The 21032-nt window shown below is 68.5% G+C and carries 19 protein-coding genes; 13 read left to right on the forward strand and 6 right to left on the reverse strand.

Annotated elements, in window-relative coordinates; translation table 11 throughout:
* Window positions 1–120: 120 nt before the first annotated feature.
* The gene (locus tag ACZZZB_RS14220) at window positions 121–582 is read left to right on the forward strand and encodes a MarR family winged helix-turn-helix transcriptional regulator (RefSeq protein ID WP_064294532.1); all 462 of its coding nucleotides are present in this window, start codon (window positions 121–123) and stop codon (window positions 580–582) included.
* Window positions 579–1877 carry an MFS transporter gene (locus tag ACZZZB_RS14225; RefSeq protein WP_463530016.1) on the forward strand — a complete coding sequence of 433 codons (1299 nt, stop codon included), beginning with the start codon at window positions 579–581 and terminating at the stop codon, window positions 1875–1877. Before ACZZZB_RS14220 ends, ACZZZB_RS14225 begins: the two co-directional genes overlap by 4 nt.
* Window positions 1878–1990: 113 nt before the next feature.
* On the opposite strand, the gene ACZZZB_RS14230 is transcribed toward ACZZZB_RS14225, so the two are convergent.
* A complete protein-coding gene (locus ACZZZB_RS14230) occupies window positions 1991–3040 on the reverse strand; it encodes a LacI family DNA-binding transcriptional regulator (RefSeq protein ID WP_191941751.1) in 1050 nt (349 codons plus the stop codon).
* A 298-nt stretch (window positions 3041–3338) separates the two neighbouring features.
* Here ACZZZB_RS14230 and ACZZZB_RS14235 point away from each other — a divergent pair, with 298 nt between their 5' ends.
* The 3 genes from ACZZZB_RS14235 (at window position 3339) to ACZZZB_RS14245 (ending at window position 6884) form a co-directional block, all read left to right on the forward strand.
* The gene (locus ACZZZB_RS14235) at window positions 3339–4652 is read left to right on the forward strand and encodes an ABC transporter substrate-binding protein (RefSeq protein WP_159879891.1); all 1314 of its coding nucleotides are present in this window, start codon (window positions 3339–3341) and stop codon (window positions 4650–4652) included.
* A gap of 127 nt (window positions 4653–4779) precedes the next feature.
* Window positions 4780–5913, forward strand: coding sequence for a carbohydrate ABC transporter permease (locus ACZZZB_RS14240; RefSeq protein ID WP_079706729.1), 1134 nt, complete (start codon window positions 4780–4782; stop codon window positions 5911–5913).
* Window positions 5910–6884 (forward strand): carbohydrate ABC transporter permease, encoded by a 975-nt coding sequence (locus ACZZZB_RS14245; RefSeq protein WP_463530017.1) that lies wholly within the window; start codon window positions 5910–5912, stop codon window positions 6882–6884. The genes ACZZZB_RS14240 and ACZZZB_RS14245 overlap by 4 nt, the downstream gene beginning before the upstream one ends.
* A gap of 344 nt (window positions 6885–7228) precedes the next feature.
* Here the strand turns inward: ACZZZB_RS14245 and ACZZZB_RS14250 are convergent, their stop codons facing one another.
* On the reverse strand, window positions 7229–7846 hold the full coding sequence (locus ACZZZB_RS14250) for an endonuclease domain-containing protein (RefSeq protein ID WP_191941750.1): 618 nt from the start codon (window positions 7844–7846) through the stop codon (window positions 7229–7231).
* 502 nt (window positions 7847–8348) lie between these two features.
* Here ACZZZB_RS14250 and ACZZZB_RS14255 point away from each other — a divergent pair.
* The 6 genes from ACZZZB_RS14255 (at window position 8349) to ACZZZB_RS14280 (ending at window position 16368) form a co-directional block, all read left to right on the forward strand.
* Window positions 8349–10238, forward strand: a complete 1890-nt coding sequence (locus ACZZZB_RS14255) for an ABC transporter ATP-binding protein (protein WP_463530566.1) — start codon at window positions 8349–8351, stop codon at window positions 10236–10238.
* A 192-nt stretch (window positions 10239–10430) separates the two neighbouring features.
* Window positions 10431–12668: an adenylate/guanylate cyclase domain-containing protein gene (locus ACZZZB_RS14260; RefSeq protein ID WP_463530018.1), complete on the forward strand. Its 2238-nt coding sequence runs from the start codon at window positions 10431–10433 to the stop codon at window positions 12666–12668.
* Entirely contained in the window at window positions 12665–14086 is a 1422-nt protein-coding gene (locus ACZZZB_RS14265) for a mechanosensitive ion channel domain-containing protein (protein WP_463530019.1), read from the forward strand. Before ACZZZB_RS14260 ends, ACZZZB_RS14265 begins: the two co-directional genes overlap by 4 nt.
* 86 nt (window positions 14087–14172) lie before the next feature.
* Window positions 14173–14787, forward strand: coding sequence for a GntR family transcriptional regulator (locus tag ACZZZB_RS14270; protein ID WP_463530020.1), 615 nt, complete (start codon window positions 14173–14175; stop codon window positions 14785–14787).
* Between the two features lie 122 nt (window positions 14788–14909).
* A complete protein-coding gene (locus tag ACZZZB_RS14275; protein ID WP_124767332.1) occupies window positions 14910–15701 on the forward strand; it encodes an aquaporin in 792 nt (263 codons plus the stop codon).
* 163 nt (window positions 15702–15864) lie between these two features.
* Window positions 15865–16368, forward strand: coding sequence for a hypothetical protein (locus ACZZZB_RS14280; protein WP_124767331.1), 504 nt, complete (start codon window positions 15865–15867; stop codon window positions 16366–16368).
* A 93-nt stretch (window positions 16369–16461) separates the two neighbouring features.
* Here ACZZZB_RS14280 and ACZZZB_RS14285 read toward each other — a convergent pair whose 3' ends face one another.
* The 3 genes from ACZZZB_RS14285 to ACZZZB_RS14295 form a co-directional block, all read right to left on the reverse strand.
* A complete protein-coding gene (locus tag ACZZZB_RS14285; RefSeq protein WP_079706736.1) occupies window positions 16462–16671 on the reverse strand; it encodes an antitoxin in 210 nt (69 codons plus the stop codon).
* Window positions 16672–16788: 117 nt separating this feature from the next.
* Entirely contained in the window at window positions 16789–17577 is a 789-nt protein-coding gene (locus ACZZZB_RS14290) for a DUF305 domain-containing protein (RefSeq protein WP_236555538.1), read from the reverse strand.
* 4 nt (window positions 17578–17581) lie between these two features.
* On the reverse strand, window positions 17582–18286 hold the full coding sequence (locus tag ACZZZB_RS14295; RefSeq protein WP_124767330.1) for a DUF3105 domain-containing protein: 705 nt from the start codon (window positions 18284–18286) through the stop codon (window positions 17582–17584).
* 166 nt (window positions 18287–18452) lie between these two features.
* Between ACZZZB_RS14295 and ACZZZB_RS14300 the strand changes: the two genes are divergently transcribed.
* Window positions 18453–19706, forward strand: a complete 1254-nt coding sequence (locus tag ACZZZB_RS14300) for an Nramp family divalent metal transporter (protein ID WP_137243876.1) — start codon at window positions 18453–18455, stop codon at window positions 19704–19706.
* On the opposite strand, the gene ACZZZB_RS14305 is transcribed toward ACZZZB_RS14300, so the two are convergent.
* Window positions 19707–20384, reverse strand: coding sequence for a metal-dependent transcriptional regulator (locus tag ACZZZB_RS14305; RefSeq protein WP_079706739.1), 678 nt, complete (start codon window positions 20382–20384; stop codon window positions 19707–19709). It lies immediately after the preceding gene.
* A gap of 171 nt (window positions 20385–20555) precedes the next feature.
* Between ACZZZB_RS14305 and ACZZZB_RS14310 the strand changes: the two genes are divergently transcribed.
* The gene (locus tag ACZZZB_RS14310; protein ID WP_463530021.1) at window positions 20556–20864 is read left to right on the forward strand and encodes a hypothetical protein; all 309 of its coding nucleotides are present in this window, start codon (window positions 20556–20558) and stop codon (window positions 20862–20864) included.
* Window positions 20865–21032 lie beyond the last annotated feature (168 nt).

Raw genomic sequence — 21032 nt, forward strand, 5'->3', positions numbered from 1 at the left:
GCCTGGGCGAGTCCCGCCCTGCGGGAGGCTCTCGGTGCCGACGCGCCGGGAGCCTCCTGAATGGTGATCACCGGACTGCGTGTGCGAATGCATAGCCTGGCTATGTATACTGGATGGATCATGACCGAGAACCGTACGCATTCACCCCTGCACACCATCCTCGGCGACCTCATCACGGCATCGCACCGGCTCACCCGCCTTGCCGCCCAGGCCACCGGATCCTCCGAATCGCCCGCCGTCTGGCGCACACTCTCCGTGCTCACCACGGTCGGCCCCGTCCGGGTCGGCGAACTGGCCCGCCAGAGCCGGGTGTCCCAACCCACGATGACGAAGCTCGTACAGAGCCTCGACGAGCGCGACTGGATCAAGCGGATCGCCGACGTCGACGACCACCGCGCGTGGCTCATCGCCATCGCCCCCAAGGGGACGGCCGCTCTCCTCGCCTGGCGCGACGAGCTCACCGACGCCCTGGAGCCGGCCTTCACCGACCTCGAGGACGACGACCTCGCTGCGATCGCCAGGACCGTCGAGATCATCCAGGCCCGCGTTGCCGTCGAGGTCGCCTCGGAGCTGACGGCATGAGCGCCGACACCAGCGCACGCACGTCCTCCGTGCCCACGTCCGCAGCGTCGAGCCACGGCCACGGCACCAGCCACAGTGCCGGCCTCGGCGGCATCCTGCATCAGCCGAAGGCCGTCTGGGCGGTCGCCTTCGCGAGTGTCATCGCCTTCATGGGCATCGGCCTCGTCGACCCGATCCTCCCCGCGATCGCCGAAGACCTCCAGGCGACGCCGACGCAGGCCGAGATGCTCTTCACGAGCTACCTGCTCGTCACCGGCGTGGCCATGCTGTTCACGAGCTGGCTGTCGAGCCGGATCGGTGCCAAGCGCACGCTCCTCATCGGACTCGCGCTCGTCGTCCTGTTCGCGCTCCTCGCGGGCCTGTCCGACTCCGTCGGTGCCGTCATCGGCTTCCGGGCCGGCTGGGGCCTCGGCAACGCGCTCTTCATCTCGACGGCACTCGCCACCATCGTCGGAGCCGCAGCGGGCGGCCGCGCCAACGCGATCATCCTGTACGAGGCCGCACTCGGGCTCGGCATCGCGATCGGTCCACTCCTCGGTGGTCTCCTCGGCGGTATCGGCTGGAAGTGGCCGTTCTTCGGCACCGCGACGCTCATGGCCGTCGGGTTCATCGCGATCGTGACCCTGCTGAAGACCGAGGGACCGAAGCCCGCGCCGCTCAAGCTGTCCGCGCCGTTCAAAGCGCTGGCGATCCCGTCGCTGGGCATCCTCGCGGCAGCAGCCCTGTTCTACAACATCGGCTTCTTCACCCTGCTCGCCTACTCGCCGTTCCCGCTCGGCCTCGATGCGATGGGTCTCGGGTTCACCTTCTTCGGGTGGGGTGTCGCGCTGGCGATCACGAGCGTGTTCGTCGCACCGCTGCTCACGGCTCGGATGCGCCGCACCTCCGTGATCAAGCTGGTCCTGCCGTTGCTGGCGCTGGACCTCGTCGCGGCCGGACTCCTCGTGCAGTCCACCACCGGCCTCATCGTCTGCATCGTCGTCGGCGGGCTCCTGCTCGGCGTCATGAACACGGTGCTGACCGAGTCGGTCATGGAGGCGACGGACCTGCCGAGCAACGTCGCATCCTCGGCCTACTCGTCCGTACGGTTCCTCGGTGGGGCCATCGCGCCGCCGGCCGCCGCGGAGATCGCGAAGCTCCTCTCGCCCGCCGCGCCCTACTACGTGGCCGCAGGCTCGCTCATCGTCGCGGTCCTCATCGTCGTCCTCGGTCGCAAACACCTCGCCCGCGTCGACGGCCCGGTGGAGAGCGAGCTCGACGAGGCCATCGCGATCACCGCAGCCGACGCGAGCTGATCCGACCCGTCACCGCGCCCCACTGACGCGAGCGCTCCCCTCCGGGGGCCCGCGCTCACGTCAGTGGGGCGCGCTCGCGTCAGCGCACCGCGCTGGGAGCGCAGCCGGGGTGTCTACTCGGCGGACTCGGGGCGCGTCGTGGTCTGTCGGATCACCAGACGCGTCGGCCAGCGCACCTCGGAGACGGCGCTGCCCGGCTCCTCGGAGTCCGGGGCCTGCGCGCGTTGCTCGTCCTCCAGGTCCTGGAGGAGGATCTCGACGGCATGCCGCCCCTGCGCTCGGGGCTCCTGCTCGAAGGTGGTGAGCGCGAACATCTCCGCGTAGGAGTGCCCGTCGATCCCGATGACCGACAGCTCCGCCGGAACGGTGATCCCGAGGCGTCGTGCGGCGATGATGATGCCGATCGCCACCTCGTCCGTCGAGGCGAACACCGCCGTCGGGCGGATCCTCGCATCCCGGAGCAACTGCGCCGCGGCTTCGTATCCGCCCGGCAGCGAATGGACGGCGGGCAGGACGTGCACGGCCGAGGTGAGCCCTGCCTCCTCCATCGCCGCCAGGTAGCCGGCCAGGCGCCTGCCGTGCACGGTGTCCGTCTGCAGTTCGGCGTCGTGACCGGTGATGTGGGCGATGCGCGTGTGCCCGAGTGTCATGAGGTGCTCCGTCGCCTCGCGGCCGAGCGCCTGGTCGTCGATGTTGATGGAGTGGGCCCCGCGGATGTTGCCGCCGATCGACACGAGTGGACGGGGGTTGGCGAGCAGGCGCGCGATCTCGTCCTGCGAGGCCTCGATCCCGATCGAGATCATGCCGTCGAAGCGCTTGTTCGTGAGGTAGGCGTCGAAGATGCGGTCGCGTTCCGGGGAGTCGGGCGGCAGGTGGTGGAGCGTCAGATCGTAGCCCCGCGCACGGAGGGCCCCCTCGGCGCCTTCAAGGACCTCCCCGAAGTACCAGCGGTTGAGGAACGAGGTGAGGACGCCGATGGCCAGCGTGCGTCCGGTGGACAGGCTCGCGGCGATGGGCGAGGCGACGTACCCGATCGTGGCCGCGGCCTGCACGACCCGTTCCCGGGTCTCGGCCGACACGTATCCACGCCCGGTGAGCGCTCGCGAGGCCGTCGCTTTTGAAACGCCGGCGAGGGCCGCGACATCACTGATGGCACCACTCATGCCGACTCCCTCCGTTGGGTAGCACCACCATAGCGAATCTGGAACAGACCTGGAACTGCAGACTGGAACTGATCCATAACATCTGGAACACGAACGGTCCGGCCGACCGCGTGATTTCGGTGGGAGCGCTCTCACTGTCTATTTCGTTATGTTCTCGTGCTTGCATCCTGTCGCCGGGTGAAGTACTTTGACGCATGGAAACGGTTCCGCATCCGGGCCGATTCCGCACCAGTGCATCATCGGAACGGCTCGACCCTGGAGACGTTCGAACCTGCAGCACTCAATGAGGAGGACACAGATGAGTTTCATTCGGACCCGCCGGACGGCCCTGCCGCTGGCCGTCCTGGCCGTCGCGGGCGTCGCGCTCACCGCTTGTTCAGGCGGATCGGGCAGCAGCGGCGGTGGCGACGACGACAAGACCGTCACCATCTACGGGACGATCGCCGACACCGAGGCGAAGCTGCTCGAGGAGAGCTGGGCCGACTTCGAGAAGGACAGCGGCATCACGATCAAGTACGAGTCCTCCAAGGAGTTCGAGTCGCAGATCGGTATCCGCGCCCAGGGCGGTAACCCGCCCGACCTCGCGATCTTCCCGCAGCCCGGCCTCCTGGCCGACCTCGCCAAGCGCGACTACCTGAAGCCCGCGCCCGACAGCGTCAAGGCGAACATCGAGAAGTACTGGTCGAAGGACTGGGCCGCCTACGGCACCGTCAACGACACCGTCTACGGCGCGCCGCTCATGGCGAGCGTCAAGGGCCTCGTCTGGTACCAGCCGGCCAAGTTCAAGGAATGGGGCGTCGAGGTCCCGAAGACCTGGGACGAGCTGCTCACGCTGACCAAGACGATCCAGGAGAAGACGGGTTCCGCACCCTGGTGCGCCGGCTTCGGCTCCGGCGACGCCTCGGGCTGGCCCGGCACCGACTGGATCGAAGACCTCGTCCTGCGCCAGCAGGGCCCGGACGTCTACGACGACTGGGTGGCCAACAAGGTCAAGTTCACTGACCCGAAGATCAAGGAAGCGTTCGACTCGGTCGGCGAGATCCTCAAGAACCCGGAGTACGTGAACGCGAGCTTCGGCGACGTGTCGTCGATCAACTCGACCGAGTTCGGTGACGTCGCTCCGGCGCTCGCCTCCGGCGCCTGCGCACTGCACCACCAGGCATCGTTCTTCTCCGGCTTCCTCGAGGACGCCGGCGCGACCGTCGCCCCCGACGGTGACGTGTGGGCCTTCGTGACCCCCGGCATCAAGGAGGGCGAGACCGCTGTCACCGGTGGTGGCGAGATCGTCGGCGCGTTCAGCGACGACGAGAGCACCGTCAAGGTCCAGGAGTACCTCTCGAGCCCTGAGTGGGCGAACAAGCGAGTCAAGCTCGGCGGCGTCATCTCGGCCAACAACGGCCTCGACCCGGCGAACGCCTCGACCCCGATCCTCAGCCAGGCGATCGAGATCCTGCAGGACGAGAAGACCACGTTCCGCTTCGACGCCTCCGACCTGATGCCCGGTGCCGTCGGCGCCGGAACCTTCTGGAAGGGCCTCGTGAACTGGATCAACGGCGACGAGACCGACCAGGTCCTCAAGGACATCGAAGCCGGCTGGCCCTCCAGCGAGTAATCGATATCCGGAACTGCTGCTCATGAGCGGAAGCGCCGGAGGGTGATCACCCTCCGGCGCTTCCGCCTCGGCAGTGGAACCCCCTAGGGTTCACTCAGGGTCCAACGCCGTACTCGAAAGGCCAGCTATGTCAGGTTTCCTCAACTGGTTGGGCGGACTGCCACCGCTCGCCCAGATCCCGATCGTCGTCATCGCCTTCGGCGCGGTGGTGGCCCTCCTCCTCTTCTTCGTGGACATCGCGCCACGCAAGGGCACCCTCTACACGGTCATCCGTCTGGCGTTCTGCGTCCTGGTGCCCGTCATCGTCGTCCTCTTCTTCGGCTCGTTCCTGTGGGCCGCGGCTGTCGCAGCCGTTCTGGGTGGCGTGCTCTTCCTCCTCGACTACCGCTCCAAGAAGGGCGTCGGGTACCTCGTCCAGCTCGTCGGCTTCCTCGCACCGGCGTTCCTGCTGCTGCTGATCGGCCTGATCCTGCCGTCGATCAACACGACGATCGCCGCATTCATGTCGGCGTCCGGCAAGAACTTCGTCGGGCTGAACAACTTCATCTGGTTGTTCACGCAGCCGAGCGCGATCCGCACCGTGATCAACACGATCATCTGGGTGCTCCTCGTCCCGGCGCTGTCGACGGCCTTCGGCCTCGCCTATGCGGTGTTCATCGACAAGTCCCGCGGCGAGAAGTACTTCAAGATCCTCGTCTTCATGCCGATGGCGATCTCCTTCGTCGGCGCATCCATCATCTGGCGCTTCATCTACGCCTACCGTGAGGCCGGCGCGACCCAGATCGGTCTGCTCAACCAGATCGTCGTGTGGTTCGGCGGCACCCCGGTGCAGTGGTTGCAGAACGAGCCGTGGAACACGCTGTTCCTCATCGTCGTGCTCATCTGGGTGCAGACCGGGTTCGCGATGGTCGTCCTGTCCGCCGCGATCAAGGGTGTCCCCACCGAGCAGATCGAGGCCGCCGAGCTCGACGGCACGAACGGCTGGCAGCGCTTCACCAACGTCATCGTCCCCGGCATCCGCTCCTCGCTGGTCGTCGTCGTCACGACGATCTCGATCGCGTCGCTGAAGGTCTTCGACATCGTCCGCACCATGACCGCCGGCAACAACGGCACCTCGGTCATCGCGAATGAGATGTACACCCAGTTCAAGAACTTCGAGAACGGCCGGAGTGCGGCGTTCGCCGTGATCCTGTTCATCCTCGTGCTGCCGATCGTCATCTACAACGCACGGCAGATCAAGAAGCAGAGGGAGATCCGATGAGTGCTGTGCAGCCGATCGAACTACCGATCGACGAGTCCACGAAGGACCAGCTCGCGAAGGGTGAACGCGGCATCGAGGCTGCGAGCCGACGGACGAAGAAGCGGCTCACGAGCCGTGGCGCGACCATCGCGGCCGTCGTCATCGCTGTGCTGTGGACGATCCCGACCTTCGGTCTCTTCGTCTCCTCGTTCCGGCCTGAGCAGCAGGTGAAGACCACCGGTTGGTGGACGATCTTCTCCGACTTCCAGGTCACCATCGACAACTACGTGCAGGTGCTGCAGGCCGGCAACTCGACGCTGAACCTCGCGGGCTCGTGGGTCAACTCGATCGCCATCGCGGTCCCGGCGACCCTGATCCCGCTGGTGGTGGCGAGCCTCGCGGCGTACGCGTTCGCGTGGATCGACTTCCGCGGCAAGAACTTCCTGTTCATCCTCGTGTTCGCGCTGCAGGTGGTGCCGATCCAGATGGCGCTCGTCCCGCTGCTGTCGACCTTCTCCCGTGGCCTGAACATCTTCGGTCTACAGGTCGGCGAGGGACTGGACGCGAGCGGCACCTTCGCCCAGGTGTGGATCGCCCACACCATGTTCGCGCTGCCGCTGGCGATCTTCCTGCTGCACAACTTCGTCGCGGAGATCCCCGGTGAGGTCATCGAAGCGGCACGCGTGGACGGCGCGGGTCACGGTCAGATCTTCTTCCGGATCGTGCTGCCGCTGACCATGCCCGCCATCGCGTCGTTCGCGATCTTCCAGTTCCTGTGGGTGTGGAACGACCTCCTGGTCGCGCTCATCTTCGCGGACGGCGAGGTCGCACCGATCACGAAGCTGCTGGCGGAGATCACCGGAACGCGTGGCAATGAGTGGCACCTGCTCACCGCCGGCGCGTTCATCTCGATCCTCGTCCCGCTCATCGTGTTCTTCGCGCTGCAGCGGTACTTCGTCCGCGGGCTCCTGGCCGGTTCGACGAAGGGCTGACCCGACGCCGCGGTTCGATCCTCCGATCGACAGCGTCGTCGGTGCGCGAACGCCCCGGGAGCTCACGCTCCCGGGGCGTCCGTGCGTCTGCCGGTCGTCGGGTCTGGTTCACAATTCAGGTGAGCCTCGGCGTGTCGGACCTGCCGCCGGGAGACTCAGTCAGGCTCGCCGAATCCGTCCTGAATTGTGAACAAGGAGACAGGTGTGGGAGTTCGACGGCAGTGTTCACAATTCAGGAGAGCCTCGGCGTGCCCCGCCCGATTGACCGGGTTGTGGACGCAACACTCCGCGGACATCCTGAGTTGTGCACCGAGAGCAACGGCACATCGAACGACCAGTAGAGGTCACGATTCGGCGAGAGCCGAACGAATGGCTCCTTCGACGGCGTACCAGTCGTCCATGACCATCCGGTAGGTGAATCGGAGGACGCGGTACCCGCGGATCACCAGCATCGCGTCCCGCCAGCGGTCGTGCTCGTGAGCATCTGGCGTGTCGTGGAACTCACGTCCGTCCCACTCGATCACGATCCGTCCCGCCAGGACGAGGTCGACCCGTCCTACCCCATCGATAAGTACCTGGTGGACTCCGCGGATGCCCGCACGCTCGAGGCGGATCCGGCCGATGGTCTCGAGGAAGCTGTGGCAGCCGCTCTCTCGCCGGGGGAGGGCGTCGAAGAACCGGCGGGGGAGTTCCCGCAGCCAGTCCTCGAGATGAGCTGCGCCGCGTGGATCGACGTTGATGAAGGAGTCGAATGCGGCGACGGCGAGGTCGGGATGCTGGCAGGCTGCGATCTGCAGGGTGGTCTCGTACGGCGAGGTCAGGAGCTTCGGTCGGTCATCTCTGGAGAGGGGCGAGTGCCAGTGCAGAACGAGACCTTGCAGGTCGCGGAACTCCTCGCCACTGGGGTAGGTCGTCCGGTCATCGGGATGGCGGAGTCGTGAGGCGTTCTCGGTGAGGCTCACATGCAACTCACCCCTCCGAGCAACGGCCCAGCCGTAACGCTCCGCGGCTGAAACACAGCCCAGTCGCCCGCCCACCCGTACGGCCCGGATCAAGGCTGGATCTGCGGCGGGTGCCGCGTACCAGCCACGGCGTGGTCGGACGAGGAGTCCTGTCGCCACCGCGAAGGTCAGTTGTCGCCCCGTAAAACCGTGGTCGATCAGTTCACGCCGAGTCGCCACCTGTCCCAGGTGCTCTACGGCGGTCGCGAGTCCGATCATCGCTCCAGCGTCCTCGTGTCGCATCCGCTGCGATGACGCACGCCTGCGCCGATGTGCACCGATGACCGGTTCGACCGGTTGTGGAGCACGCTCGCGTCGGTTCACAACTCAGGATCGGGGACGGCGTGTCGGCCAGCAGGTACACAAACGGAGGCGAAACGCCGAGCCACTCCTGAGTTGTGAACCGCGGGACGGGGAGAGGGGCGGGAGGGACGGTGGGCGGGGATAGGGTGGCGGGATGAGCATGCACGGCGGACGGGGCGGGCCACGCGGCGGTGCACCCGGCGGCGGCGGGCCTCGCGCGGGCAGCCGTGTCAGCGGTGGCGACATGGCGGCGCAGAAGGCGCTCAACGCCGAGGCACCGAGGATCCCGAACCTCGGCAAGCGCATCGTCGCGCTGTTCGTACCCTTCCGCGCCAAGATCATCCTCACGATGGTGCTCGTCGTCATCGGTGCCGCCCTCGCGGTGCTCCCTCCGCTGCTGGTCGAGCAGGCGTTCGACGTCGGCCTGTTCCCGACCGACGGCGGCACCCCGAACCTCGTCGCCCTCGCGGAGATCGTCGGCGTGATGGTGGCGCTGTTCATCATCGCCGCCCTGCTCGGCGTCTGGCAGACCTACCTCACGGCGACCGTCGGCAACAGTGTCATGGGTGCCCTGCGCATCAAGCTGTTCTCGCAACTGCAGGCGATGGAACTGAGCTTCTTCACCCGCACGAAGACGGGCATCATCCAGTCGCGCCTCCAGAACGACGTCGGCGGCGTCGCGAACGTCCTCACCAACACCGTGTCGAGTGTGCTCGGCAACACCGTGACGGTCATCTCTGCGCTCGTCGCGATGCTCATCCTCAACTGGCAACTGACGATCGTCGCCCTCATCCTCATGCCGATCCTCGTGATCGCGCAGCGCCGCGTGGGTCAGGTCCGGGCACGGATCGCGACGAAGACGCAGGAGTCGCTGTCGGAGATGACCGCGATCACCCAGGAGGCCCTGAGCGTCTCCGGCGTGCTCCTCGCGAAGAGCTTCAACCGCCAGGACACCGAGGTCGAGCGCTACAGCGCCGAGAACCGCACCCAGATCCGCCTCCAGGTCAGCCAGGCGATGAGCGGCCAGTGGTTCTTCGCGATGGTGAACATCTTCCTGTCGTCCATCCCCGCGATCGTCTACCTGGTGGCCGGCTGGCTCATCACCGGTGGGGCGGTGGACGTCACCGCCGGCTCGATCGTGGCCTTCACCACCATCCAGGCCCGCCTGCTGTTCCCGCTCATGGGCGTCATGCGCGTCGCCCTCGACCTGCAGACCTCCGGCGCCCTCTTCGCGCGGATCTTCGAGTACCTCGACCTCAAGCCCGCGATCGCCGACCGCCCCGGCGCCGCACCGCTCCCGAGCGTCGCACCGCAGATCCGCTTCGACGACGTCACCTTCCGCTACGCCGACGCCCAGGACGACTCGACACCCACCCTCGACGGCGTCTCCTTCACGATCGAACCCGGACAGTTCGCCGCGTTCGTCGGACCGTCGGGAGCAGGCAAGACGACCATCTCCTACCTCATCCCGCGCTTCCAGGAGGTCTCGGGCGGACGGGTCATGGTGGCGGGCGCAGACGTCCGCGACGTCACGCAGGAGTCCCTCGTCTCCCGCATCGGCATCGTCAGTCAGGAGACCTACCTCTTCCACGCGACGATCGCCGAGAACCTCCGCTACGCGAAGCCCGACGCGACCCTCGAGGAGCTCGAGACCGCCTGCCGCGCGGCGAACATCCACGAGACGATCGCTCGCTTCGAGGACGGCTACGACACGCTCGTCGGGGAGCGCGGCTACCGCTTGTCCGGCGGCGAGAAGCAGCGCATCGCCATCGCGCGCGTGCTCTTGAAGGATCCGGAGGTGCTCATCCTCGACGAGGCGACGAGCGCTCTCGACACGATCTCCGAACGGGTCGTCCAGGTCGCCCTCGATGACGCGACCCGCGGACGCACCACGGTGTCGATCGCGCACCGCCTGTCGACCATCGTGCACGCCGACGTCATCTTCGTGCTCGATCGCGGGCGCATCGTGGAGCGCGGCACCCACCAGGAACTGCTCGCCGCCGGCGGCGTGTACGCGACCCTCTACGCCCAGCAGGCCGTCACCGTCTGAGCAGGACGTCGCGTCGGGTCGGGCACGTCGACGACGCGCTGACGTGTGTAGGCCTGACGGCGCAGTCCGGCCGGCGAAGAATCGCGGCCCAGCCATTGTGGGCGCGCGGCACGGGTGGCTAGAGTGAGCGCCATCGTGACCCCCGAAGGAGGGGGTGACCGCGCACCGCCGGATCGAGTAGGGGACTCGTCGATGACCGCAGCTGTGGACGCACCATCCGGATCCTCGCCAGACGGCGCCGCGCCGACGGGCCCGACAGTCCCACTGATTCCGCCGGCACCCTCTTCGGCCGCCAGGTCCCGCGGGTTCGGTCGCGGACGGTTCGGTCGCCCCGGCTTCAGCATCCAGTCGAAGCTGCTCGTCATGCTGCTGCTCGTCAGCGTGGGAGCGTCGATCGTGACCGGGATCGTCGGGTACCTGTCCGGCAGTGACTCGTTGCGCCAGGCGTCGTTCGAGCGGCTGACCGAGGTCCGGGAGTCCCGCGCCCGTGAGATCACGAACTACTATGACCAGACGCGCGACTCGCTCGTCGTCTACACCCGCGGCACCACCGTGGTCGACGCGATGAACGGCTTCCACGACGCCTTCCACGAGTTGGAGGAGCAGCCGGTGGACCCGGCGCGCGCGTCGACGGTGACGTCGTTCTACGAGGACACGTTCGCTCCGGAGCTCGCCGAACGCACCGGAGACGAGGCGGACCCGGCTGCGTTCATCCCGACGAACCCGGCCGAGACCTACCTGCAGTCGGTGTACACGCCGGGCGACCTCGACTACGACACCGCCATCACCGTCGACGACGCCGGTGACGGGAGCGCCTGGTCGTCCGTGCACGCGCAGTACCACGACTACTTCCGCGAGATCATCGACCGTTTCGGGTACGAGGACGCCCTGCTCATCGATGACGAGGGCGACGTCGTCTACAGCGCCTACAAGGGCCCGGACCTCGGTACGAACGTCCTGACCGGCCCCTACAAGGGCGGGGTGCTCGAGGACGGCTTCACCGCGGCGCTCCGGTCGAATGCGATCGACTACGTGGGCATCACCGACTTCGAGCGCTACCAGCCGTCGCTCAACGTCCCGACGCAGTGGATCTTCTCACCGGTCGGCGAGAACGGTCGGGTCGACGGGGTGATGGCGCTGCAGGTCCCGATCGAGGCGATCAACGACATCATGACCGGCTCCGGCCAGTGGGAGCAGGACGGCCTGGGGGAGACCGGCGAGACGTACCTCGCCGGGCCCGATCAGCTCATGCGCTCGACCTCCCGTCTGCTGATCGAGGATCCGAAGGCGTACGAGCGGGCCGCGGTCGCCGCCGGCACACCGCCGGAGACCGCCGCGCGTGCCGTTGCCGTCGCGGGGACGATCCAGATCCAACCGACCCGCACCGTCTCGGTCGAGCGTGCGCTCGCGGGCGAGACCGGCACCACCATCGGGCGCGGCTACCTCGGTGAGGAGAACCTCACGGCGTACACCCCGGTCGACATCGACGGGCTCCAGTGGGTGCTCGTCGCCCGGGTCGACGCCGCCGAGGCCTTCGCGCCGGTGACCGACTTCACCCGCAACCTCGTCATCTCGGTGCTCGCCATCGTGGTCGTGGTGTCGTTGCTCTCCCTGCTCCTGGCGCAGGTGTTCGCCCGGCCGGTGCGGGCACTCGTCGGCGCGGTGCGGCGGGTGGCCGGTGGCGACTACAGCGTCGAGGTGCCGAACACCCGACGCGACGAGTTCGGTGACCTGGGCACGGCCTTCAATGACATGAGCCGCAGCCTGAGACTCGAGCAGGAGCTCATCGAGGAGCAGCGAGCGGAGAACGAGAAGCTGCTGCTCACCCTCATGCCGGCGTCGGTCGCCAAGCGCTACAAGGACGGTGAGGAGACGATCTCCGAGGTCCACCAGGACGTGTCCGTCATCTTCGCCGACCTCGTCGGGTTCGACGACCTGACCCGCGGCCTCGATCCGGAGCGGGAGCTGTCGATGCTCAACGCGCTGGTCCGCAGCTTCGACGAGGCGGCCGAGCGGCTCGGGATCGAGCAGGTGCGGACACTGCGGGAGGGGTATCTCGCGAGCTGCGGGCTGATCGTCCCACGTGTCGACAACGTGCGTCGGACCCTCGACTTCGCGCTCGAGATGCGCACGATCGTCGAACGCTTCAATGCGCAGCACCAGGCGAACCTCACCCTGCGGGTCGGCGTGGACGCCGGTGTCGTGACGAGCGGCCTCGTCGGCCGGACGAGCCTCGCCTACGACATGTGGGGTGACGCGGTCAGTCTCGCCAACCAGGTGCAGTCGGTCTCCGGGACGGCCGGCATCTTCGTCAGTCAGCGGGTCCGCGACCGCATGCAGGACACCGTCGCCTTCGAGGCCGCCGGCACCGTGGAGACGCGCGGCGGTCCGCAGGCCGTCTGGCAGGTCGTCTCGGGGCCGAAGTCATGACGCAGGTGTGGCAGGAGGCGTGGTTCCCCTGGGCTGTGGCGCTGGCCGTCGGCGTCCCCGTGCTGCTCATCGTCCTGACCGAGGTGCTCGGTGCGCTCAACCGCCGGAAGCACGCTGCGGCGAAACCGATCCGTCTGCTGCGCAACTACGTGGTGCCGGTCGGCGCGGTGTTCGCGCTCCTCGTGTTCGCCACGGCGCGGGCGGACGACAGCACCTGGGTGCGGATCGTCGGCACCCTCCTCGGGTTCCTCGTGATCCTGCTCATCCTCTCCGCCTTCAACGTCGCCCTGTTCGCGAACGCCGAGGAGGGGTCGTGGCGCGACCGGATCCCGTCGATCTTCGTGGACCTCGCCCGGCTGGCCCTCATCCTCATCAGCCTCGCGATCCTGTTCTCGTGGGTGTGGGGAGCCGACATCGGTGGCCTCGTCACCGCGCTCGGCGTGACGTCGATCGTGATCGGCCTCGCCCTGCAGAACGCGGTCGGCGGGGTCATCTCGGGACTGCTGCTGCTGTTCGAGCAGCCGTTCCGTCTCGGCGACTGGCTCGACACGGGAAGCGTCCGCGGTCGCGTGGTCGAGGTGAACTGGCGTGCGGTCCACCTCGACACCGGCAACGGCATCCAGATCGTGCCGAACTCCTCGCTCGCGGGGGCGTCGTTCACGAACCTCAGCCAACCGGTGGGTGCGTACACCGCGAGCGTCGAGGTGACCTTCTCGACCGACGACCCGCCGGACGATGTGCTCCGGCTGCTCCGCGAGGTCGGATCGGGACTGCCGATGCTCGAGCCGGGGGACGTGGTGTCCGCGTCCTACCTCGGCGCAGCGCGGTTCGCCGTCACCCTGCCCGTGTCCGGGCCCTCCACCGACGCCGCCGCCGTCGCCCTGTTCCGCGCCTGGCTCTGGTACGCCTCGCGGCGCCGCGGTCTCGCGCTCGACGGCGACGGCTCCGACCCGGTCGCGACGCCGGAGCGCTTGCGGAGTGCCATCGCCGAATTGGCGCCGACCCTCCACGCGCGGGAGGAGGACTACGACGAGCTCGCCCGGACGTGCACACTCGAGCGGTACGGGCCGGGGGAGACCATCCAGCAGGCGGGCACGATCCCCGGCGCGATGCGGTTCCTCGTCGAGGGTGGCGTCCATCTCGCCGTGCCGACGACGGACGGGCTCATCACCTTCCAACGACTCGGCGTCGGCGACTTCATCGGCCAGACGGCGCTGACGAGGGAGGTCGCCATGGCCGCCGCGATCGCCGACGGCACGACCCTGGTCCTGCGGATGCCGCTGTCCACCATCGACCAGCTCGTTCGCAGTAAGCCCCGCCTGGCTCAGGAGATCGGTGCCTCGATCGACAACAAGCACCGGCAGGCACAGGCGGCGCTCGCCGAGGCGGGGATCGTCCGCGGTACGATCGGCCGGTAGCCAGCAGCCGTCCCCAGCCGAGCGAGGAACCGATGCCGAACCCCGATGGACCGTCCGGGTCGCGGCCGTCGCCTGTCGGCGATTCCGTGACCGAGCGGATCCGCAACGCGATCTACGACGGGACGCTCCCCTCGGGCGAGCTGCTCATCGAGGAGGAGCTCCGGGAGTGGCTCGACGCTCCGAGTAAGGAAGTCGCCGCAGCACTCCGGGAACTCGAGCGCGTCGGACTAGTCGAGACGGCACCGCAGCGGCACACCCGGGTCGCGCAGCCACGGGCCGAGGACCGGACAGCCGTCCTGCAGACCCTCGGAGCGCTCGTCAGCGGCGTCGTCCGGGTCACCGTCCCGACGTTGACCGCTGGGCAACGGGCGGAGCTCCTGGCGTTCGTCGAGCACACGATGACGACGGTGACGGCGGAGGACGCGGATGCGCACGGCCGCTGCGTCTGGGGGCTCGTGGACCGGTTCCTGAAGCACTGCGAGAACCCGGTCCTCGTCACGGCGACGAAGGACGTGATCGGCGCCCTGATCTACCGCGTCGCGGCGACGCGGTCGGCCGAGACGGTGGACTGGTCGGATCTGCGCGTCGGGTACCCGCACCTCCGCTCCGCGATCGCCTCGGGCGACGCCGTCGGCGCGGAGCTCGCGATCGAGCACGTCTTCCGGCTCCAGGTCCCGCTCCACGACCTGGAGGTGCACTGAGCGACGGCGACATGCTGCCCTCGGGGCTGTCGCCGGTGGGACGCGGGGCAATAGTCTGCTGATGGCGCGGTGCTCGCCAGAGCTCCGCGTCCACGTCGTCACCTCGAGCGAGAAGAGCCCAGATGTCCTCCCCGGAAGTCCCACCCTCCGTCGAACCGACCACCGCGTCGCAACTCCTCGCAGAGCTGGCCGGCACTTTCCTGCTGGTCTTCGGTCTCGTCGGGACGGCGACCTTCTCCGCATTCTTCGGCGAGGAGACCTCCAACCCCCTGGGCGTCGGTTTCCTCGGGGTGGCGATCGCCCTCGGCCTCTCGGTGACCATCGCCGCCTACGCGTTCGGCCCTATCTCCGGCGGGCACTTCAACCCGGCGGTGACGCTCGGGCTCGCCGCCGCCGGCCGGTTCCCCTGGCGTGCGACGTGGACGTTCATCCTCGCGCAGCTCGTCGGAGCGTTCCTCGGCGCACTCGCGGTGTTCGGCCTCGCGGCCGGCGGACCGGCAGGATTCCTCGACAAGGCCGTCGCGAGCGGCTTCGTCTCGAACGGGTTCGGTGAGCTCTCGCCCGGCGGATTCGGACTCGTCTCGGCGATCGTGATCGAGGTCGTCATCACCGCACTCTTCCTCTACGTCATCCTCGGCGTCACGCACACGCGGGCCGCCGCGGGCTTCGCGCCGATCGCCATCGGCGGCACGCTCACGCTGTTCCTGTTGATCGCGATCCCGATCGACAACGGCTCGCTCAACCCGGCGCGCTCCATCGCGACCGCCATCTTCGGCGGGGCCGACTGGCTCGCGCAGGTCTGGGTGTTCATCGTGTTCCCGATCATCGGCGCGCTGATCGCCGGATTCAGCTACCGGATCCTGTTCGAGGGGACCCGCCCGGTGGGTTCCCGACCGGTCGCGAACCGCAGCTGAGTCGTCCGAGCGTCGCCCGCACCCCGTCCGCCCTGGTGGACGGGGTGCGTCGTTTCGGGCCGGCACCCCGCGAACGCGGGCAACCCGCATTGGGGGACGCGCTTTCCACGGGCACCGAGCATGCTTGAGGTTCGAGCGCCGGAACCTTGGAGGGGCGATGACGATGACCGAACGCGACGCCCCCACGACCGCGTGGGTGGGTCCGCTGCAGGACGGCGGCAGCATGCCCGATGCGCCGCTCCCTCCGGACGTCGCCTGGGAGCTCCTCCGGGAGGCGCTCGTCGAGGACTTCATCGACGACCTCCCCCGTCCGGTCCGGACGGCGGAACTCGCCGCGAAGCTCCATGTGAGCCGAGCGTCGCTCATGACGAACATCCGTCGCGGCAATGTCGTCGCGAACCGTCGCGCCGGCCGATGGGAGATCGACACCGTCGCGAGCCGCACCTATCTGCGGTCGGCCATCCTCAGCCTGGGCGAACGTCGTCGCGCGCTGAGCGGTGTCGATGAAGACCGCTCCGCGACCGTGCAACTGACGCTCAGCGGACGCGCGTCAGAAGTCCTCTCGGACCTGATGCAGGACACGCACCTGTCCGCTCCCGAACTCGTGGCCATCGCGCTCGACCGGTTCCGGAGCAATCCCGTGGACGCCGGCGTCGACGGGCACTGATCGACCCGGAAGGGCGATCGAGCGCTGACCGGCGCAGACACGAACGGCCGGGCGCCCGTCGGGACCCGGCCGTCACGCGTGTCGAGCCGGGGACTACTCGTTGCCGACGGCCTTGTCCGCCGCGTCGCGGGCGCCGTCGATCTGCTCGTCGAACTTGCCGCCGGTGACCTTCTTGGCCGCGTCGGCCACGCTGCCGAGGAGCTTGTCGCTGATGTCCTCGGCCTGTTCGCTCTTCAGCGCGTCCTTGACCTTGTTGTCCTTCAGGAATTCCTGAGCCTTCTTGGTGATGTCGTCGAGTGCCATTCGTCGCTCCTGTTCATCGGGCCCGTTCGGGCGTCGGGATCATTCTTCGCCGTCGGCCGGGTTCTGGCTAGCCCCTTGTCGGAGCCCGCCCGTCGCCCGGGCGGTCGACGGGAGGGGTCAGCCGGCGAGGTCGACCGGCCCGCCCCGGTCGTCGAGCATGCGGGTCATGAGCTCGATCTCCGCCTGCTGGCTCGCGATGACCGCGCGCGTGAAGGCCAGCGCGGTCGCGTTCGTGGTCCGCGGCTGCAGCGCCTCGGCCATCTCGACCGCGCCCTGGTGGTGGGCGATCATCAGCGTGAGGAACACCCGCTCCGCCTGGAGTCCGGACGCCGCCGTCAGCTGGTCGATCTGGGCGGGGGTGGCGAGGCCCGGCATCGGGTCGCCCGGGGTGTGGGTGGACCCCGGGGTCGCCGTGTCACCGCCGTGCGCATGGCCGCTCGCGCCCGTGAGCGTGGGGAGCGTCATCCACGTCATGTCCGGCTGCCGTGAACCCTGCGGCAGGTTCCACTGGACGAGCCAGTCGTACAGCTGGCCCGACTGCTGCGCCTGGGTGGTCGCGATGTCGTAAGCGAGAGTGCGCACGTCGACCGCGTCCGTCCGGTCGCGGATGATCATGGCGAGCTCCACGCCCTGGTTGTGGTGCACCTGCATGTCGCGCGAGAAGCCCGCCTCGGCGCTCGTCGTGGTGGGTGTCGGGTCGGCGAGGGTGCTCAGTCGACCGACCGAGAAGCCGATCGCCGCGGCGACCATGATCGCGATGACGGCCATCGCGGCGATGACGATGCGCGTCCGGCTGGAACCGTCGGGGGAGCCTTGCGCCTCCCAGGCGGCGAGTTCCTCGTCGGTCACGCCGCCGTCGGCCGGTTCACCGGTCGCCGGTGCGTCGGGTGTGCTCGCCGGGGTCAACGGATCAGACCTTGCCGGGACCGTCGATCGCGCCGGTGCAGGCCGCGCCGGGTTCCGGGACGTTGTTGCTCTTCCAGAACTCCTCGAAGAAGTCGGCGATGCGCGCGTCACTCGCGTTGTTGACCTGCAGCTGGGAGTTCCAGCCGCTCAGCACGATCGGCGAGGGGAGGTCGGACTTCGGCGACAGGACGACGTACGTGGTGGGGAGCAGCTCCTTGAGCTTCGTGAGCTCCGCGTCGCTGAGGGACGGGTCGTAGGTGACCCAGATCGCGCCGTGCTCGAGGGAGTGGACCGCGTTCTCGTTGGTCTGCTCCTCGGTGTAGATGCCGCAGTTCAGCCAGTACTGGTTGTGCGGGCCACCGGCCGGCGGATTCTGCGGGTAGTCGACCGTGCCCTCGACGTGTTCCGAGGTGTTCTGGAACAGCTCCACGCCCGCGATGTCCTGGCCGGTGCCGGTGCCACCGCCGGGGTAGCTGGCGTTCTTCGGCAGGGTGAGGACGACGCTCGTGATGAGGACCGCGATGACGGCCACACCGCCCACGACACCGGCCCAGATCCCGATGCGGCGGTTGCGGTTCTTCCGCTTCTGCGCCTGCTTGAAGGCGGCTACCTTGGCCTGACGCTGGGCTTCGCGCTCCTGCTTCACGCTCTGCTGCTTGACGGCGGGCGGGACGGGGGTGTTCTTGGGGCGATCTGCTGCAGGGGTCACGGGGGCCTCTCGAAAAAGTTGTATGCGTAACTATCGAACCAGATGTGCTTCCGGGGGCCGTTCCGGCGCCTGACGATGCGCAGTCGATTCTCAGGCTCATCCAAGCAGACAGCCGGTGAATCCAAGAGTTAGACTCGTCTAACAAATGTAGCTTGGTCTTGCTAACATGGCCGACGTGACCAGTGACCTCGCCGCTCCGACGACCCGCGCGCCCCGCGGACCACGACTCCTGTTCCTCCTCGGGCCCGCCTTCGTGGCGGCGATCGCCTACGTCGATCCCGGGAACGTCGCGGCCAACCTCACGGCGGGAGCCCAGTACGGCTACCTGCTCGTCTGGGTGCTCGTCGCCGCGAACGCGATGGCCGTGCTCGTCCAGTACCTCTCCGCCAAGCTCGGCCTCGTCACCGGGCAGAGCCTGCCCGAGCTGCTCGGCTCGCGACTGCGCACCGGGCCGCGTCGGCTCTACTGGGTGCAGGCGGAGCTCGTCGCCGCCGCGACCGACCTCGCCGAAGTGATCGGCGGCGCCGTGGCGCTGTACCTGCTGTTCGGGATCCCGCTCGTGCTCGGCGGCGTCATCGTCGGGGTCTTCTCGATCGTGCTCCTCGCCGTGCAGAACTGGTACGGCCAGCGGCATTTCGAGTTCGCGATCCTGACGCTCCTCGCCGTCATCGCCGTCGGCTTCCTCGCCGGTCTGTTCGTCAGCCCCGTCGACTGGGGTGCCGCGGCCGGTGGCCTGGTGCCGCGGTTCGAGGGCACGGCGACGGTCCTGCTCGCCGCGAGCATGCTCGGCGCGACGGTCATGCCGCACGCGATCTACCTCCACTCCTCGCTCAGTCGGGACCGGCACGGCGTCCAGACGAGCGACGGTGCCATCCGTCGGCTCATCGTGGCGACCCGCTGGGACGTCGCGGCGGCACTCGTCCTCGCCGGAGCGGTGAACATCGCGATGCTGCTGCTCGCGGCCGCGTCGCTCGGCGGTGTCGAGGGGACGGACTCGATCGAGGGGGCGCACGCGGCGATCACCGCTGCGCTCGGGCCGGTCATCGGCGTGATCTTCGCCATCGGCCTGCTGGCCTCGGGGCTCGCCTCGACCTCGGTGGGCGCCTACGCGGGAGCGGCGATCATGGGAGGGCTCCTCAAGGTGCGCATCCCGTTGCTCGCCCGACGCGTGATCACCCTGATCCCGGCACTCGTCATCCTGGCTGCGGGCATCGACCCGACCACCGCGCTCGTGCTCAGCCAGGTGTTCCTCAGCCTCGGCATCCCCTTCGCGCTCATCCCGCTCGTGCGCTACACGGGCGACCGGCGGATCATGGGTGTCCACGTCGACCAGCTCGCCACCCGCGTGTTCGCCTGGATCGTGGTCGCGCTCATCGTCACGCTGAACGTCGCGCTCATCGTGCTGACGTTCTTCGGGTGATCAGGCGACGACCGTCACCCAGACGGCGTCGGCGGCGAGGCGACCGAGCGTGAGGCGGGTGCCGGTGGCGGTGAGCCGGAGTTCCAGTTCGCCCGCGAACGCCCGGTGGTCGTCCACGCTGAGTTCGGTGTCGAGGACGATGCCGAGGGTGCTCAGATGGCGGAGGGTCTCCGGGTCGGCGTCCGAGATACGACACACCGTCAGCGGGCTGTCGGACGGCGCCTCGTTCAACCGGACCGCGTCCGGGCGGTGCGGGGTGCCGTCGGCAGAGGGGATCGGGTCGCCGTGCGGATCGCGGATCGGGTGGCCGAGCGCGGCGTCGATGCGCTCGATCATCGTGTCGCTCGCCGCGTGCTCGAGGATCTCCGCCTCGTCGTGGACCTCGTCCCAGCCGTAGCCGAGCATCTCGACGAGGAAGGTCTCGATGAGCCGGTGCCGCCGCACCATCGCGACCGCGTGCGCCTGCCCGGCGGGGGTGAGCTCGATGCTGCCGTAGGGTTCGTGCACGACGAGTCCCTGGGCGGCGAGTCGCTTCACGGCGTCGGAGGCGGTCGCGGGACGGACGCCCATGCGATCCGCGAGCAGTTTGACGGTGGCCGACTCGTCGGCCCACTCGGAGGTCGTCCAGATCGTCTTGAGGTAGTCCTGGGAGACGGCGGAGAGGCCGGAGACGGTCATGCCTCCAGTCTAGGGAGCGCGGTGCGCGTCCATCATGCGGCCGCCGGCAGGCCACCGTGCGTTCACGCCCGCCTGGCAGAATGGGCACCGGCACCCCCGAACAGGGCACCCGACTGCTACGGTCGAGTCCTCGCACCCGCGAACACCGATCCATCCGACGAGAAGGGCCACGTGATGTCCCAGGCGCTGCGCACCTCGACCGCACGGCTCGGATCCGGCGCGCGCGCCACGCTCGAACTCGTCGCCGCGGCCATGGCGGGCGAAGGCCACCTGTACGCGCCCGGGGCGGACGGGGCACCCCGTCGTCGCCCGGTCGAGCTCGCGTTGCGCCGGCTCCCGGCGCTCGTCGCGGTGCTGCTGCTCGCCGCGGTCGTGCTCACGGCGATCGGTGTCCTCATGGTGCTGACCCTCGCCGTCCGGCTGGTGTCCTCGGCTGTCTCGGCACTCGGTCCGCGGCAGCGACTCGTCGCGATCCACTGACGTCGGATCGGCCCCGTCATCCGGCTGCGTTCCCTGCACTCGCCGGGTAGGGTGGTCAGCATGCGTCTCCGCCTGTCGTGTTCCTGCTGTCCCCGCTGAGCCGTCCCTGCCCGGGATGCCGCCTCAGCCGCCCCAGCCATCCGGTGACGCACGCGAGAGTCGTGCGGT

The sequence above is a fragment of the Plantibacter sp. AC185 genome (assembly GCF_979258065.1).